14 protein-coding genes are annotated in these 16,012 nt (G+C 66.1%); 12 read left to right on the top strand and 2 right to left on the bottom strand.

All coding sequences use genetic code 11. The annotated features are described in order from the left end of the window. Positions 1–107 precede the first annotated feature (107 nt). Entirely contained in the window at positions 108–1,310 is a 1,203-nt protein-coding gene (locus tag ACOQPQ_RS08750) for a CaiB/BaiF CoA transferase family protein (protein WP_420639059.1), read from the bottom strand. A 55-nt stretch (positions 1,311–1,365) separates the two neighbouring features. On the opposite strand from ACOQPQ_RS08750, the gene ACOQPQ_RS08745 reads away from it, so the two are divergent. The 12 genes from ACOQPQ_RS08745 to ACOQPQ_RS08690 all read left to right on the top strand — a co-directional run bounded on the left by ACOQPQ_RS08745 (position 1,366) and on the right by ACOQPQ_RS08690 (position 15,749). Next, a complete protein-coding gene (locus ACOQPQ_RS08745) occupies positions 1,366–1,893 on the top strand; it encodes a hypothetical protein (protein ID WP_420639058.1) in 528 nt (175 codons plus the stop codon). A 103-nt stretch (positions 1,894–1,996) separates the two neighbouring features. Then, the gene (locus ACOQPQ_RS08740) at positions 1,997–3,835 is read left to right on the top strand and encodes an ABC transporter substrate-binding protein (protein ID WP_420639057.1); all 1,839 of its coding nucleotides are present in this window, start codon (positions 1,997–1,999) and stop codon (positions 3,833–3,835) included. A gap of 93 nt (positions 3,836–3,928) precedes the next feature. Next, positions 3,929–4,882 (top strand): ABC transporter permease, encoded by a 954-nt coding sequence (locus tag ACOQPQ_RS08735; protein WP_420639056.1) that lies wholly within the window; start codon positions 3,929–3,931, stop codon positions 4,880–4,882. Continuing rightward, positions 4,875–5,966: an ABC transporter permease gene (locus ACOQPQ_RS08730; RefSeq protein WP_420639055.1), complete on the top strand. Its 1,092-nt coding sequence runs from the start codon at positions 4,875–4,877 to the stop codon at positions 5,964–5,966. The genes ACOQPQ_RS08735 and ACOQPQ_RS08730 overlap by 8 nt, the downstream gene beginning before the upstream one ends. A 128-nt stretch (positions 5,967–6,094) precedes the next feature. Continuing rightward, a complete protein-coding gene (locus ACOQPQ_RS08725) occupies positions 6,095–6,565 on the top strand; it encodes a hypothetical protein (RefSeq protein ID WP_420639054.1) in 471 nt (156 codons plus the stop codon). Between the two features lie 176 nt (positions 6,566–6,741). Beyond that, a complete protein-coding gene (locus ACOQPQ_RS08720) occupies positions 6,742–8,532 on the top strand; it encodes an ABC transporter substrate-binding protein (RefSeq protein ID WP_420639053.1) in 1,791 nt (596 codons plus the stop codon). A gap of 77 nt (positions 8,533–8,609) precedes the next feature. Next, positions 8,610–9,731: an ABC transporter permease gene (locus ACOQPQ_RS08715; RefSeq protein WP_420639052.1), complete on the top strand. Its 1,122-nt coding sequence runs from the start codon at positions 8,610–8,612 to the stop codon at positions 9,729–9,731. Continuing rightward, complete coding sequence (locus ACOQPQ_RS08710; RefSeq protein WP_420639051.1) at positions 9,721–10,809, top strand: ABC transporter permease; 1,089 nt, start codon at positions 9,721–9,723, stop codon at positions 10,807–10,809. The genes ACOQPQ_RS08715 and ACOQPQ_RS08710 overlap by 11 nt, the downstream gene beginning before the upstream one ends. 4 nt (positions 10,810–10,813) lie before the next feature. Continuing rightward, a complete protein-coding gene (locus ACOQPQ_RS08705) occupies positions 10,814–11,527 on the top strand; it encodes a 4'-phosphopantetheinyl transferase family protein (protein ID WP_420639050.1) in 714 nt (237 codons plus the stop codon). 74 nt (positions 11,528–11,601) lie between these two features. Beyond that, positions 11,602–13,509, top strand: a complete 1,908-nt coding sequence (locus ACOQPQ_RS08700; protein WP_420639049.1) for an ABC transporter substrate-binding protein — start codon at positions 11,602–11,604, stop codon at positions 13,507–13,509. 52 nt (positions 13,510–13,561) lie between these two features. Beyond that, positions 13,562–14,689, top strand: a complete 1,128-nt coding sequence (locus ACOQPQ_RS08695; protein WP_420639048.1) for an ABC transporter permease — start codon at positions 13,562–13,564, stop codon at positions 14,687–14,689. After that, the gene (locus ACOQPQ_RS08690; protein ID WP_420639047.1) at positions 14,682–15,749 is read left to right on the top strand and encodes an ABC transporter permease; all 1,068 of its coding nucleotides are present in this window, start codon (positions 14,682–14,684) and stop codon (positions 15,747–15,749) included. The genes ACOQPQ_RS08695 and ACOQPQ_RS08690 overlap by 8 nt, the downstream gene beginning before the upstream one ends. Before the next feature lie 3 nt (positions 15,750–15,752). Here ACOQPQ_RS08690 and ACOQPQ_RS08685 read toward each other — a convergent pair whose 3' ends face one another. Next, positions 15,753–15,926 carry a hypothetical protein gene (locus tag ACOQPQ_RS08685; protein WP_420639046.1) on the bottom strand — a complete coding sequence of 58 codons (174 nt, stop codon included), beginning with the start codon at positions 15,924–15,926 and terminating at the stop codon, positions 15,753–15,755. Positions 15,927–16,012 lie beyond the last annotated feature (86 nt).

Below are 16,012 nucleotides of genomic sequence, written 5' to 3'. Positions count from 1 at the left end.
CCGAGTTACACCACGAGTTGCCGGACCCTAGCCGACGCACGCGCCCAAGTTTCAGGAGGAAGCGGAGAAGAAGGGAAACCGAACCCAACAGAGGTCAGCGGAGGAACTCAGCCCACGGTGCCCGCCGACCGCAGGTCGGCGATCCGGGCGGGGTCCAGCCCGAGTTCTCCGAGCACCTCATCGGTGTGCTGCCCCAGCGTCGGGGCCAGGGACCGGGGCGACCAGGGGGTGCCGTGGAAATCCACCGGCGTGGCCAGCATGGTGGTGCCGGTGGCCCCGTCGGGCACCTCCACCAGCGCGCCCGACGGTCCGGTCTGAGGATCGGCCAGCAAGTCGTCGAGGGTGTTCACCGGCGCCCAGAACATGTCGGGCTCGGTGGCAAAGACTTCGGCCCACTCCTCCAGCGGTCGAGCGGCAAACGCCTCGTCGAGCGCCGCGATCAGCTCCACTGCGTTGACGGCCCGGTCCCGAGCGGTGGCGAACCGCTCGTCGTCGATCCACTCGGGGTGGCCCACGGCTCGGGCCAGCGGGGGCCAGTGACGGTCCCCTTCCAGGCCCACCACCCAGAACCGTCGCCCGTCGCCCGCGGTGTAGTTGTTGATGGCCGGGTTGCCCATGGCCTCCCGGGTGCCCACCGCCATCGACAGGCCCCACATCAACAGCACGTTGATGTCGAAGCCGATGGTGTACATGCCCTCCCGGAACAGCGAGGTGGACACCATTTGACCCTCCCCGGTGCGTTCCCGGTGGAACAGCGCGGCGCTGATGGCGGCCGCCCCGGCCAGACCCACGTTGTGGTCGCCCATCCCGCCCCGCTGGAAGGGCAGGGCCCCGCCCGGTGGGGTGAGCTGGGCGGCGATGCCGGAGCGGGCCCAGAAGGCGGCAATGTCGTAGGCCGGCCGATCGGCGTCGGGCCCCTCGAGCCCGTAGCCGGTGATGGCGCAGTACACCAGGCCGGGGTTGGTGGCGGCCAGCGACCGGTAGTCCAGCCCCAGTCGATCCAGCGCTCCGGCCCGCAGGTTGGTGAGGAACACATCGGCATCGGCCACGATCCCTTGGGCGATCTCTTGCCCCTCCGGGGTGGCCAAGTCGAGCACCACCGAGCGTTTGGAGCGGTTGTCCAACTCGAACACCGGGTTGGTAGGCATGTCGCCCCCCAGCATGCGCTGAAACGTGCGGGCCGGGTCGCCCGACGGGGGTTCGATCTTGACCACGTCGGCCCCCCAGTCGCACAGAATGCCTCCCGCGGCGGGGCCGGCCACCCACACCCCCAGCTCGACCACCTTCACGCCATCCATCGGACCAGCCATTCCCCGAGCATAAGAGGCCGGCGGGCCGCCCCTAGGCTTCGGGGCCATCAGAGTCTTGTTCGTCTGCACCGGCAACATCTGCCGATCGCCCATGGCCGAGGCATTGTTCGCCCACCTGGTGCCCGAGGCCGAGGTTGCCTCGGCCGGGACCATGGACTGGAGCGGGCAGCTTGCCCACGAGCACGCCGTGACGGCCATGGCCGAGCGAGGGCTGGACCTCTCGGCCCATCGCAGCCGCCGCCTCACCGGGGAGCTGGTGGATGGGGCCGATTTGATCGTGGCCATGACCCGCAACCACGGCTGGGCGGTGGCCGCCCGCAGCCCCGCCAAGGAAGCAGTGACGTTTCTGCCCGCCGAGCTCTCCCGCCTGGCCGACCAGGTGGGCGACCGCAACGGCCCCGATGCGGCCCAGTGGGTCTCGGCGCTGGCAGACCATCGCCGAGCCCAGAGCACCACCCCGTTCATCGGACGGCCGGTCGACGAGATTCCCGACCCGATCGGCGAACCCCTGCCTTATTTCCGGTCCATTGCCACCCGACTGGAGCGAGACCTCACCCCCGCTGCCGCCCGCCTGCGGGGCTGAGGGCCACCTTGCCTTGCACGCACCCGGAGAACTCCCTAAGGTCTGGCAACTCGCAGGCGGGCTCAGCGCGCCTGCCGCAAACCAACCCGAGGGGGAAAGTTCCATGAGATCCCGTTGGCTTCGGCTCCTTGCCGCCCTGTTGGCCTTGGCCGTGTTCGCCGTCTCCTGCGGCAACGACGATGACGACGGCGCCGTCGTTGCCGGTGGGCCCGACCCCACCGCGGCCCCGGAGGCCCCCGCCGACGACCCGGAGCCGTCCGGCAGCGAGCCCAGCGACCCGGAGGAAGAAGCCCCCGCCGAAGAGCCGGCACCGGAGCCCACCGAAGAGGTGCAGGTGACCCAGGAGGAGGCCGAAGAGGTGGAAGGCGTGGTCCCCACCGGCAACACCGGTTTCATCGACGGTTCCATCCTCTCCACCGAGTGCACTGATGGTCGGCCCACCGGGGGCACGTTGACCATGGGCATGTTCGGGGAAATCACCGGTTGGGACCCCACCTTGATCCAGGGGGGCGCATCGCTGGGGGCCACCCAGATGCACGCGCTGTACGATGCGCTGTTGTATCTGGACCTGAAGACCGGACAACTGATCCCCGGCCTGGCCGAGGGGATCACCACCGAGGACAACCAAGAGTTCGTCCTCACGTTGCGTGAAGGGGTGAACTTCACCGATGGCACGCCGGTCAACGCCGATGCTTTCATCTGGAACGTGGAGCATCACCAGAACCCCAATGCGGGTTCGCAGTCGGCGCAGCAGGCGAACTTGATCGCGTCGATGGAGAAGATCGACGACCTGACCATCAGGCTCACCGCCACCAGCCCAAACGCCGTGTTTCCGCAGATCTTCACCAACCGTATGGCCTGGCTGATGTCACCCACCGCCTATGAGGATGGCAGGGATCCGGAGACCGGCCTGAACAGCGACATCAACATCAACCCCATTGGCGTGGGAGCCGGCCCCTTCGTATTCGACTCCTGGGTCCAAGACGATCAGGCCGTCCTGGTGCGGAACCCCGATTACTTCCGTGAGGGCTGCCCGTACCTGGACAGTGTGATCTTCAAGCCAATCATCGATCCCACCCAGCGTTACAACGCCTTCAATGCCGGTGATCTCGACATCGCCTTCGACCGCTTCCCGCAGAACATTGTGGACGCCAAGGAGCGGGGGGTGAACACCGCCACCAGAATCGACAACCACGGCGGCTATTGGATGTTGAACAACCAAAAGGAGCCCTTCAACGTCCGAGCCTGCCGCGCCGCGGTGTCCTACGCCATCGATTACGACACCGTAAACGAGGTCGTGTGGGATGGGATCAACATCATGAACCGCAGCCTCATGAGGCCAGGGTCACCGTGGACCGACCCCGCCCCGGAGGCACAACTGCCGGGCTATGACCCCGATGCCGCCGCGGCCGCCCTCCAAGAGTGCGAGGCCGAACTGGGCGGACCGTTGGACTTCGAGACCTTCTGTACAACCTCCCCGGAAAACGTGCTGCTGACCGAGACGTTCGTGGCCATGTGGGATGCGGTCGGCATCTCGGCAACGGCCAAGTGCGTCGAGGTCGGCGAAATGGTGACCGCGGTGTTCACCGGCGAGGCCGTGGCCAACCCGTGGGCCGTGCCGGTGGGTGACCCCGATTACATGTACGACATGTATTACGGCGACTCCCCCGAGGACGGCGTCTGCGGGGAGGGCATCTCCAGCCGCAACTGGCCGAAGGTCTGCCACCCGGAACTCGACGAGGCGCTGACGGCAGGCCGCCAGGGCCTTACCTTCGAGGACCGCTACGAGGCCTACAGCAGGTTCCAGCGCAAGTTCGCCCAGGAAGTGCCGCTGATCCTCACCACCAAGACCGAGGTCGGCTACTACTGGATCGACGAGGTCTCGGGCGTCTTCCAAACCGAAACCGGCGCCCTCCTCCTCGGCTTCACCGCCAAGGGCTGATTTCACGAACTCTGTCTGTGGTGTGAGGAGGCGGTGACGGCCGTTGCCTCACACCACAGGCCGGCAGAGTTCATGCCGTGGAGGTTGACCTAGGTGAGAACCATCGGGCGAAGCATCATCCGGATCATTCCGGTGCTGGTGATCGTCAGCTTCTTCGCCTCCTCCTTCGTGGAGTTGTTGCCCGGTGATCCTGCCATTCGACTATTGGGCCAGGAGCGAGCACAGGCCCCGGGTGCCCGTGAGCGGGTGACCGAGCAGCTTCGGCTGAACGACAACGTGATCGTCCGCTACGGCAAGTGGCTGGGCGACGTCGCCACCGGTGACCTGGGGGAGTCGGTCAAGACCGAAGGGCTGAAGGTGACCGACACCATCCGTCAGCGCCTGCCCATCACCTTGGAGTTGACCGTGGTGGCCCAGATGCTCGCCCTGCTTCTGGCCATCCCCCTGGGGGTGGTGGCCGCCTATCGGGCGGGCCGTCGACTGGACCGATTCTTGAACTCGGCCTCGTTCGCGGCGATCTCCCTGCCTCAGTTCCTGGTGGGGATCTTGCTGATCTTCGTCCTGTTCAATCAGCTCGACCTGCTCCCTCCCCAGGGATGGGTCCGACTCACGGAATGGGACTGGTGGAATCACATCCGCCGCCTCATCATTCCGGTGGTGGCCTTGTCGCTGACGGAGATCGCGGTGTTCCAGCGCCTTTTGCGGGCCGACATGATGGCCACCCTGCAGAACGACTTTGTGCTCACGGCCCGGGCCAAGGGCATGTCCCCCACCCATGTGCTGTTTCGCCACGCACTGCGACCTTCGTCGTTCTCCCTCATCACGCTGGCCGGGGTCAGCACCGGGCGGCTCATCGGGGGCACGGTGATCATCGAGCAGCTCTTCCAGCTCCCCGGCATCGGGCTGAAGATGATCGATTCCATCACCGGCAACGACCTGGTGGTGTTGCAGGGGCTGGTGCTGGTGGTGGCGGTGGCCTACGTGTTGCTGAATCTCCTGGTGGAGATCGCCTACGCCCTGCTCGATCCGAGGATCCGACGTGGCTGACCCCTCTGCCGTGATGGCCGATCCTGTCGATGCGATCGGTGATGTGGGCGATCCCGAAGGGGCTCGCCGACGCCGCTACGCCGCCGAAGGTGGCATCCGTCTGGCGGTCGGTCTGGTGTTGCTGTTGTTGCAGCTCCTTTTGTGGTACGACAGCAACGCCTGGCTGCAGGTCATTGCCACCCTGGTGGCGTTCTTCGGACTCGTCACTGGTGTCGGCATGCTGATCCGGGCGGCTTTTGGCTCACACACCGATCCGGCCACGTGGATGTCGGTGGCGTGGTTGGCGGTGCTGTTGTTCTTCGTGTTCTTGCAGGTGGCCGGGTTCTTCGACAGCCTGGACGCCGACTTCCAGAACCGGGAGCAACCCCCCAAATTCACCACCGACGAACCACTGGGCACCGATCAGCTCGGCAAGAGCATCCTGACCCAGAGCATCCGGGGTGCCCGGGTGTCGCTGATCGTGGGGTTGGGGGCGGTCACCATCGGATTGATCGTGGGCACGGTGATCGGGCTGACCGCCGGCTTTTTCCGTGGTCCGACTGAAGGGGTGTTCAACATCTTCACCGACGCCCTCTTGGCTTTTCCGGCTCTCATCTTGTTGTTCTCCATCGTGGCCATCTTCGGAGGCAGCGGGGAGGGAACCTGGGAAGTGATGAAGATCACCCTGGCCTTGGCCGTGCTGAGCATTCCCACCGTGGGCCGATTGGCCCGGGCCAACACGCTGACCTTCGCCGCCCGGGAGTTCGTGACCGCGGCCAAGGCGATGGGGGCTTCGAATCGGCGAATCATCTTTCGTGAGATTCTTCCCAACGTCTCGTTGCCCCTGGCCTCCTACGCCTTCATCATCGTGGCGGTGCTGATCGTGGCCGAAGCCTCGCTCAGCTTCCTGGGGGTCGGCATCAACCAGATCACCAGTCCGACGTGGGGCAACATGATCTCCGAGGGTCGTGACCCCAACCTGCTGGAAGAGGCCCCGCACATCGTGTTCGTACCCGGTGTGCTCATGTTCCTCACCGTGCTTTCCCTCAACCGCATCGGCGAAGCCCTCCGCGCCATCTGGGACCCCCGCGAAGCCAAGCTCTAGGGCAGTTCGGCGGCAGCAGCCCTAGAGGGCGCGCCACCTGAGCAGGGTCACGCATATGCAAAAGAGCGGAAAATTATGGAAAGTACATAAGAGTTGAAGTTCTGAGAGCTGAGGAGTAGGGTTGGGGCGTGGAAGCGGTGACTTTCGCCGATCTGGCGCCGCTGGTGGCTCTCGTGCTGGGACCGGTGCTCGCCTTGGCTGTGGCCATGATGCGGTACCAGCACGTCGACAGCGCCAAGATGCGTGACCTCATTGCCGAGTCCAACCAGGAGTTGCGTGACCTCATTGCCCAGTCCAACCAAGAGCTGCACAGGCGTATTGATCGATCTGATCAGGAGCACCGCGAGTCGATTGCCCAGTCCAACCTGGAGTTGCGTGACCTCATTGCCGAGTCCAATCAGGAGTTGCGTGACGTCATCGCCCAGTCCAACCAGGAGCACCGCACGGCAATCGAGCAGGTTCGCACCGAGAGCAACCAGAACTTCAAGGAACTGAGCCGGAGCCTCGGGGATGTGCGAGAGCGTCTTGGTCGCATCGAGGGCCACTTGAGGATCTGGCCACCGCGGGGCGACGGAGACGGCGAGGCCGAAGCAGCCTGACCCCCCTGAACCTCTTATCCCACAATTCCGCCTATCCTCCCGGTGTCGCCTCGGGGGCGACAGCTTGCTCTTGCATGGTGGGGGTGGGCGTTCCTAAGGTGGTCGGACGCATTGGGGCAGTGCGCCTCGATGTCTCACTGATCAGAGGGGGAGAACCCACTATGAGGTCTCGCTGGGTGAAATTGCTGCTGGCGCTGTTGGCGCTGGCTCTGGTTGCCGCCGCTTGCGGCAACGATGACGACGACGGCGGCGTGGTGGCCGGGACGCAGGCTCCCGACGCCACCGATGCACCGGATTCGGGCGGCGGGGACGGCGACGCCGGTGATGCCGGTGATTCCGGTGACTCTGGCGGGACCGGAGACGGGGACGCCGGCGATTCCGGTGATGCCGGCGATTCCGGGGACGGCGATACCGCCGAGCCCGAACCCGATCCCGACCCGGGTGACGACGGGGCCATGATGGGCGGCTGCGAGGCCACCGTCCCGGGCAGCGAGATCACCATGGGCATGTTCTCGGAGACCGCGGGGCTCGACCCCACCGTTTCGTCCGGTTCGGGCACCACCGGGATGATGGAGCTGGCGTCGCTCTACGACGTACTCGTCATCTACGACCAGGTCAACAAGGAGTACGTGCCCCACTTGGCCGAATCGTTCTCGGCCAACGACGACCGCACCGAGTGGTCGCTCACCCTGCGTCCGGGCATCACCTTCCCCGACGGCACCCCGCTGGACACCTCGGTGGTGCAGTTCACCATGGAGCGCTTCCTGCGCGAGGGGGGCCGCAATCAGGGTCGGGCGTACGTGGCCTGGATCGAGGAGTTCGAGATCATCGACGACCTCAACATGGTGTTCCACCTCGACCGGCCATGGGGAACGTTCCCCTACGCGCTGGCCGACGAGACCGGCATGATGGTCAACCCCACAGTGGTCAACGCCATCGGCAACGAAGAGTTCAACCTCAACCCGGTGGACGCCGGCCTCGGCGCCTACAACATCTCCCGCTACGCGCCCGGCGAGGAGATCGTGGTCACCGCCAAGGACGACTACTGGGGCGGACCGGTGTGCGTCGAGACCATCCGCTTCATCCGCATTCCCGGCGCCCCGGCCACCTATGACGCCTTCGTCAACGACGAACTTGAGGTGGCCTTCCTGCGGGAGCCCCGGGTGATCTCCGAGGCTCGGGAGAACGGCGATTCCGAAAACGGCCATGTGTTCCTCCAGAATGCGGGCGGCGTGGTGTTCATCAACAACGGCGTGCGGGGCTCCACCCCGCCCACCACCGATGTGCGCCTGCGGGAGGCCATCGGGCTGGCCGTCGATCCCAACGTGATGGATCAGCGGGCCAATGAGGGGACCGGCAAGCCTGGCTTCTCCCTGCTGTCCACGGAGTCCATCTACTGGGACGACGAGCTGTTCGCCCCGGTGGAGTCCAACCTGGAGCGGGCCCAGGCCCTGGTCCAGGAGGTCAAGGACGAGACGGGCTGGGACGGCAGCATCCGGCTCATTTGCCACAACGCCCCCAGCCGCATCGACTGGGCCATCGCCGCCGAAGCCCTGCTGGAGGCCGCCGGGTTCGACGTGCAGGTGGACAACGACGGCACCATCCAGGACCTGATCGGCGCCGTGTTGGTCAACGCCGACTTCGACTTGGCCTGCTGGGGCTTCAACATCTCCGACGAGACGCCGTTCATTCCGGTGCTGCAATTCCGGTCGGACGCCGCCAACAACCGCATCGGCTATGCCGATCCGAACATGGACGCTGCTTTGGACAAGCTCCAGGTGGCCGTCGGCAACGACGAAATCCAAGCGGCATTGGCGGAGATCTGGGCGGTGTGGCAGCAGAGCTGGCCCAGCGCCATCTACGAGACCATCGAAGAAATGATGATCTGGAAGCCGCATGTGAAGGGCATCATCGGCACCCAGGCCAGCGCGCTGTTGTTCCACGACGCCTACCTGGACCAGAGCTGATTCCTTCTCGTTGTCGGCCCGGCGGGACACGCCCGTCGGGCCGACAACACAAACTGTTGGTCGGGGGTTGATCGGACGTGCTGCGCACCATCGGGCTGAAGCTGGTTCGGCTCGTGCCCGTGCTGTTCATCGTGAGCGCGGCCACGTCCCTGCTCATCGAGCTGGTGCCCGGCGACCCAGTGCTGGCCATCATCGGCATGGAGAGCACCGCCGAGGACTACCAGCGCATTCGCACCGAGCTGGGACTGGACCAGAATGTGGCCAGCCGCTACATCGACTGGTTGGGCGGCATCGTCCAGGGTGACTTCGGAGAGTCGATCACCCGCGCCGGATTCGGCGTGGCCGACCTGCTCAAGCAATCGTTTCCCGTCACCATCCAGATCGCCCTGACCGGCATGCTGATGGCCCTCATCATCTCGGTGCCCATGGGCTCGTGGGCCGCTTACCGGGCCGGCACCCGGTTCGACCGATTCAGTAGCGGTTCGGCCTTCGCCATCATCTCCGTTCCCAGCTTCCTGGCCGGCCTCCTGTTGATATTCCTGTTCGTGTTCCACGTCAGCATCCCCCGCTACGGGGTGCTGGTGTTGGGCCTGGCCTGGGCGTTGTGGCTGCTGGGCCGGGCGGTGCGCAGGCGCAGTGAGGGGGAAGGGCGAGTCTTGCTGCAGGCGGCGGCCGCGCTGGTGGTGGCCGGACTCACGGTCTGGCTGGCCAACAAATGGCCGTCGTTCAACCGCCAGGGCTTCGACCGGTTGACCTCGGATGAAGGGGTGCTGGAGAACCTGCGGGACTCGTTCTTGCCCTCCCTCACCGTGGCCCTCACCGAGATCGCGGTGTTCATGCGGCTGCTGCGAGCCGACATGCAGTCCACTTTGCAGGAGGACTACATCCTGTCGGCCCGGGCCAAGGGCATGCCCCCGGTGCGCATTCTGGCCCGAGACGCCCTGCGACCGTCGTCGTTCTCACTCATCACCCTGGCCGGGGTGGCCTTCGGTCGCCTGATCGGCGGCACCGTCATCGTGGAGTCCATCTTCAACTTGCGGGGTATGGGCAGCCTGATCGTCAACGATGGGGTGAACACCGGGGACTTCCCGGTGGTGCAGGGGGGCGTGCTGGTGCTGGCCACCTTCTACGTGGCGCTGAACGGCATCATCGACATCTCCTACAACTACCTGGATCCGAGGCTGCGCCGTGCCCGCTGACACCCTGCTCGTTCCCGATGACGGCTACGTGGCCGGGGCGGTGATGGACCCGTTGGGTCGCGCCCAGCGCCTCCGTCGGGTGGTGGTCGGTGTGGTCGGCGGGGTGGCCGCCGTGCTCATCGGCCTGATGTGGCTCCACCGGTGGGTGGACGACGTGAACGCGGGCTACCGGGTGGTGCTGACCGCGGGCGGTCTGGTGTTGCTGTTCATCGGGCTGGACAGTGCGGGCAAGCTGAAGTGGGGGCCGCTGTTCGAGACCGGCTTGTGGCTCTCGGTGATCTGGGTGGTGGTGGTGGGCCTGTCGGCGGCTTTGGCCGACTTCCTACCGCTATCGGAGGCCAAGGACGCCTCGGCCACCATCTTCGACGGAACCCTCACGCTCCAGCGGCCCGATCTGTTGTCCGCCCATCCCCTGGGCACCGACCGCCAGGCCCTCGACGTGCTGGGCGGCATCGTGTACGGGGCCCGGGTGTCGTTGCAGGTGAGCGTGTTGGCCGTGGCCATCGGCATCTTGGTGGGGGGCACCATCGGCGTGGTGGCCGGGTTCTTCCGGGGGCGGCTGGACACCGGCATCGGTGTGCTCACCGATTCGCTGTTGGCCTTTCCGCCGCTCATCTTGTTGTTGGCCCTGGCCAGCGTGATGGACCGCAGCCCCCGCAACATGGCCATCGCCTTGGCCGTGTTGGGCATTCCCACCTACATCCGGTTGGCTCGGGTCAACACCATGGTGTTCGCCGAGCGGGAGTTCGTGCTGGCGTCGAGGGCGATGGGATCGACCCGCCGCCGCATCATCTTCAGGGAGTTGGTGCCCAACGTGGCCCTGCCCATCTTCAGCTACGCCTTCATCATCATCGCCGTGCTGATCGTGGCCGAGGCCTCGCTGAGTTTTCTGGGCCTCGGCATCCAGCGACCCGACCCCACGTGGGGCAACATGATCGCCGCCGGTCAGGACGATTTCGACCGCATCCCCCACTTGGTGTTCGCCCCCGGCATTGCCATGTTCCTCACCGTGTTCGCTCTCAATCGGGTGGGTGAGAAGGCCCGAGAACTCTGGGATCCCCGCCAGGCCAAGCTCTAGCGCGGTGTCGGCGGCGACGTTGGCGACGGGTGCCTGGTGGCGGCCCTTTCGCCACGTGGACGATGTGGCCGTCTGCCACGTCGACCTGGCCCCGAATGAAGGTCACGAGGCCCAGGCGTGGGCGTGGCTCGACGACCAGGAGCGGTTCCGGTGCCGGGATTTCGGACATCCCGGTCCTCGTCGGCGGTTCGTGCTGTGCCGGGCCGCGCTGCGGGCCGAGCTGGGCCGCCACTTGGAGGTGGCCAACGACCGCCTGGGGTTCGCCGCCGGTGAGCACGGCAAACCACTGGCCACCGTCGATGGGTCCGCCGCGTTTGCGAGTTTCAATTTGAGCCACAGCGGCCTCCATGGGCTGTTTGCCGTGGCCCCCTTCGGCCAGGTGGGGGTGGACGTCGCAGACCGGGCCCCCCGCCGCAACCTCGACGGCCTGATTCGAGCCATCACCAGCCCCGACGAGCGAGCCGACTTCGAGGGCGGCGACCGGAACGACCGTGAGCACCGTTTCTTCCGCCTTTGGACCCTCAAAGAGGCGTTGATCAAGGCCCACGGAGCAGGCATCTCCTCGGTGGGGCTCGCCAACGTGGAGATTCCCGAGGCCCTGCGCCGGGGCGCAACCGGAGGAATCGCCCAATTCCCCCCGTGTCGGCCAAGCCGATGGCACCTCCACGACCTGGGCACCGTCGACTTTGCCGCCGCGCTGGCCTACGACGCCACGTAGCGCGACCCACTGCATCGGTTGCCCGGCAGGGCCAGGTTCCCTACAGTGTCGGGACCAACTTCCATGAGGGGGACATGACCATGCGTTCACGGCTGATGCACTTGTTGGCGTTGCTGCTGGCCTTTGGCCTGGTGGCCGCGGCATGCAGTAACGACGATGACGGCGGGACCGTTGCCGGTCCCGATGAGGAGGCCACGGCCGCACCGTCGGGGGGCGACGACGGTGGATCCGATCCCGCGCCGGCTGAAGACGACGAGCCCGCCCCGTCGGATGACGACGGTGACGACGGGGACAGCGGAAGTGGCGTGTCGGCCCCGATCGAAGAGGACGAAGACGTGGCCCCCGCCGTTCCCACCGAGGAAGAGCTGGCCGGCGGCTGCGAGGCCACGGTGCCGGGCACCAAGATCAACTACGCGGTGTACTCGCAAAACGCCAGCATGGATCCGACGGCTTCCAGCGGCTCGTTGGTGGGTGGCACCCAGCTCGTGAACGTGTGGGACATCATGATGACCTTCGACCCCGACGCCGGCGTGTACAACCCCCACGTGGCCGAGTCGATGACCCCCAACGACGACTTCACCGAGTGGACCCTGGTGATCCCCTCGGGCGTCACCTTCGGTAACGGCGACACCCTGGTGGCCCAGGACGTGGTCGACTCTATGACGCGCTTCCTGGACGGCCGGGGCAACGGGGTCAACAACACCATTGAGGGGTCGTTGCGCCTCATTGACTTCGAGGCCACCGAGGTGGTCGACGACAACACCGTCGTCTTCCGCCTGATCCAGCCTTGGTCCACCTTCCCGCTGGTGCTGGGCGACGAAGCGGGCATGATCGTCAACCCCCGGGTGATCAACCAACTGCTGGAGGAAGAGGCGGCCAACGCCACCGACGAAACCAGCGCCGAGCGTCTGGTGCGGAACCGGATGGCGGTTTCTCCCGAGTTGATCAACGCGGCCAGCTACGGTCCCTACGAGGTGGCCGAGGTGGAGCCCAACGTGCGCACCGTGCTGCGGGCCCGGGACAACTACTGGGGCGGCCCGGTGTGCATCGAGGAAATCGAGTTCACCTTCCCCGGCAGCTCCACCGCCAACTGGGAGTCGTTCCAGGCCGGTGACTTCAACGCCGCCTTCTTGCGTGATCCCCGGGTGTTCGCCGATGCCCGCGAGGCCGGTGCCGTGCTGAACACGGAAATCCAGAACGGTGGCGGGGTGTTCCTCATCAACAACGGGGTCATCCGGCCCAACGAGGATGGGGAGATGGTACCGGTCGACGTGATCGGCGCCGACCTGCGGATTCGCCGGGCCATCCACCACGCCATCGACCGCCAGGTGATCAACGAACGCGGCTTCGAGGGCGACGGCATCATGACCAACGCTTTGGCCCACGAGGGCACCCTGATGTGGTCCCCCGAACTTCAGGAGTGTGCTGACCAAGAACCGGCCTACGACCCCGACGCGGCGGCCGCCATTGTCGAGGAGGTCAAGGCCGAGACCGGCTGGGACGGCTCGCTGCTCATGGTGTTCACCGATCAGGATCCCTCCCCGGCCATCGGTCAGGCCGTGGAAGGCATGCTGGAGCGGGTCGGCTTCGACGTGACCGCCGAGTACGGCGGCATCACGACGGTGCTGATTCCCCGGGTGATCGTGCAGGCCAGCTTCGAGTTGGCGGGCTGGGGCCTCAACAACGACGGCGCCGTGTGGGTCTCGTCGCTGAACCAGAACTTCCACTCCCAGAGCCGATCCAACCGGATCGGGTTGCGCAACCCCGACATGGACGCCGCCCTGGAGCAGCTCTACCGGGCCGATTCCCTGGAGGATCGGCGGGCGGCGCTGGCCGGTGTCCAGTGCGTGTGGAAGGACATCTTGCCCACCATGATCACGTGGGTGAGCGAGGAAGGACTGGCGCTGGACCCGAACATCAAGGGGGTGCAGCGCTCCATGACCACGCTGTTCCTGTTCGGCAACGCCTACATGGAGAACTGAGCCCAACGGCACCCAGCCCTGAGTCACCAGGCTCTCGAGGAGGAAGAGCACCGTGTTGCGAGCGATCGGCTTGAAGCTGGTCCGGCTCGTGCCGGTGCTCTTCCTCGTTTCCCTGGCCACCTTCTTCATGGTCGACCTGATCCCCGGCGACCCGGCGGCGGCGTCCCTCGGAACTGAGGCCACCCTGGAGGATCTGGAGGCGGTGCGCAAGGCGCTGGGCCTCGACAAGCCCATCACCGAGCGTTACTCCGATTGGCTGAGCGGGGCGGTGACCGGGGACTTGGGGGATTCGCTGCGGCCCCCCCATCAGCCGGTCGCCGAACTGTTGCGAACCAACGCCGGTCCCACCATTCGGTTGGCAGCCATGGCCTTGGGCATGTCCCTGGTCATCTCCGTCTTCTTGGGGGTGTGGTCGGCGCACTCCTCGGGGAAGCGGGCCGACCGCCTGGTGAGCGGAACGATGTTCGGCTTCATCTCGATTCCCCCGTTTCTGGCCGGGTTGTTGTTCATCTTCTTCTTCGTGTTCCGACAGTCGGTTCCCCGGTGGATATGGCTGGTGGTCGTCGGGCTGGTGGCGGTGCGCCTGCTGTACTTGGCGGCGGCTCGATGGTGGGAAGACCGCTCCGACGCCTCCGGCTGGGTGGGGTACGCCGTTGCCGCTCTGGTGGTGACCGGGATCCTGTTGTGGGTCTTCGTCCAGTGGCCCGACTTCCCCCGGACCGCATCGCACCGCTACGACGACGGGTGGCGGGAGCAAATCCGCTCGTTGTTCCTGCCCGCGCTCACCCTGGCCATCACCGAGATCGCGGTTTTCACACGCCTGCTGCGGGCCGACATGCTGTCGACGCTGCAGGAGCAGTTCGTGCTGTCGTCCCGGGCCAAGGGGATGCCCACGTGGCGCATCCTGTTTCGGGATGCGCTGCGGCCATCTTCGTTTTCGCTCATCACCATCGCGGGCATCACCCTTGGCCGGCTCATCGGGGGCACGGTCATCATCGAGACCATCTTCGGCCTGGACGGCCTCGGCAAGCTGATTGTGGCCTTCGGGGTACTGCCCAAGAACTACACCATCGTGCAGGGGGGAGTGCTGGTCTTTGCCGTGGCCTACGTGCTGTTGAACGCGGCCATCGATATCTCCTACCAGTATCTGGATCCCCGAATCAGGCGGGGCCGTGTCTGACCCCCCCGTGCCGGTGGCGGAGGCGTCGGCGGTCGAGCCCGAGATCAGGGCTCGCAGCGCGCAGCCCCGCTCGTTCTGGCTGGCGCCATTTCTGCTGGTCGGCGTGGCCCTCATCTGGGTGGGCACCGCGATGCTCACCGATACCACCGCGGAGATCCGGGTGCTGTTGGTGTTGGCCGGCGTCGTGGGGGCCTACTTCGGGTTGGACGCCCTGTGCCAGCGTCGCTGGGGGGCGGGCTTCGACCTCTCGGCGTGGCTGTCGGGCATTTGGCTGGTGATGATCGCATTGTCGGCCATCACGGTTGCCTGGCTGCCCCTGCCGGAATCCAAGTTGGTTATGAACACCTTCGACGAGGGCCTTCGACAGCGCCCCGATTTGTTCTCCCGTCACCCGCTGGGAACCAACGGTCAGGCGCTCGACATCCTGGGCGGGGTGATGTGGGGGGCGCGCACATCGCTCATCATCAGCCTGGGGGCGGTGGCCATCGGTTTGCTCATCGGTGGGATCATCGGCGTGGCCGCGGGCTACTTCCGCGGGTGGCTGGATTCGGGGGTGGGCATTCTGGCCGATTCCATGCTGGCCTTCCCCCCGCTCATCCTACTGGTGGCGGTGGCCACCATTTTCGACCAGAACCAGTGGACCATGGCCCTGGAGCTGTCCCTGTTGGGTGTTCCCACCTATATCCGCCTGGCCCGGGCCAACACGTTGACGTTCGCGCAGCGGGAGTTCGTGCTGGCCGCCCAGGCCATGGGCTCGGGCAATCGCCGGGTGATCTTCCGGGAGTTGACGCCCAACGTGGCCCTGCCGCTGGTGTCCTACGCCTTCTTGGTGACCGCCGTGCTGATCGTGGCCGAGGCCTCGCTGTCGTTCCTCAACGTGGGCATCCAGCCGCCCGAGCCCACGTGGGGCAACATGATCCGCGGCGGTTTCGAACGGTTCCAGGAGCACCCCCACATCGTGTTCGTGCCCGGCATCGTGATGTTCCTCACTGTGTTCGCCCTCAACCGAATCGGCGACAAAGCCCGCGAACGCTGGGACCCCCGCGACGCCCAAGTCTGACCCTCAGCCAACCTGACGAGCGACTCCTTGGCGGTCGAGTACGGCGTCGGCCCACTCCAGGTGCTCCTGGTCGATGGGGCCTTCCTCAGCTTCCCAGGACGCGATCAGCCCGAGCATCGCCTCACGGCGTTGCTGCCGCATCGCTTCGGTGGCGTCAGCGTCGATTGGCGCGCACATGTTCCGAGAGGCTGAGGCCGTGGCCAGCACGCTTGCGGGCCGCTTCAACTTCAGTATGGTCAGGCGGCTCTGGTAGGTCCGCGCTG

This window comes from Candidatus Poriferisocius sp. (genome assembly GCF_965219775.1).
GTDB lineage: Bacteria > Actinomycetota > Acidimicrobiia > Acidimicrobiales > Bin134 > Poriferisocius.
Note: the sequence above shows the minus strand (reverse complement) of the source record. Positions and strands in the feature narration are given on the sequence as shown.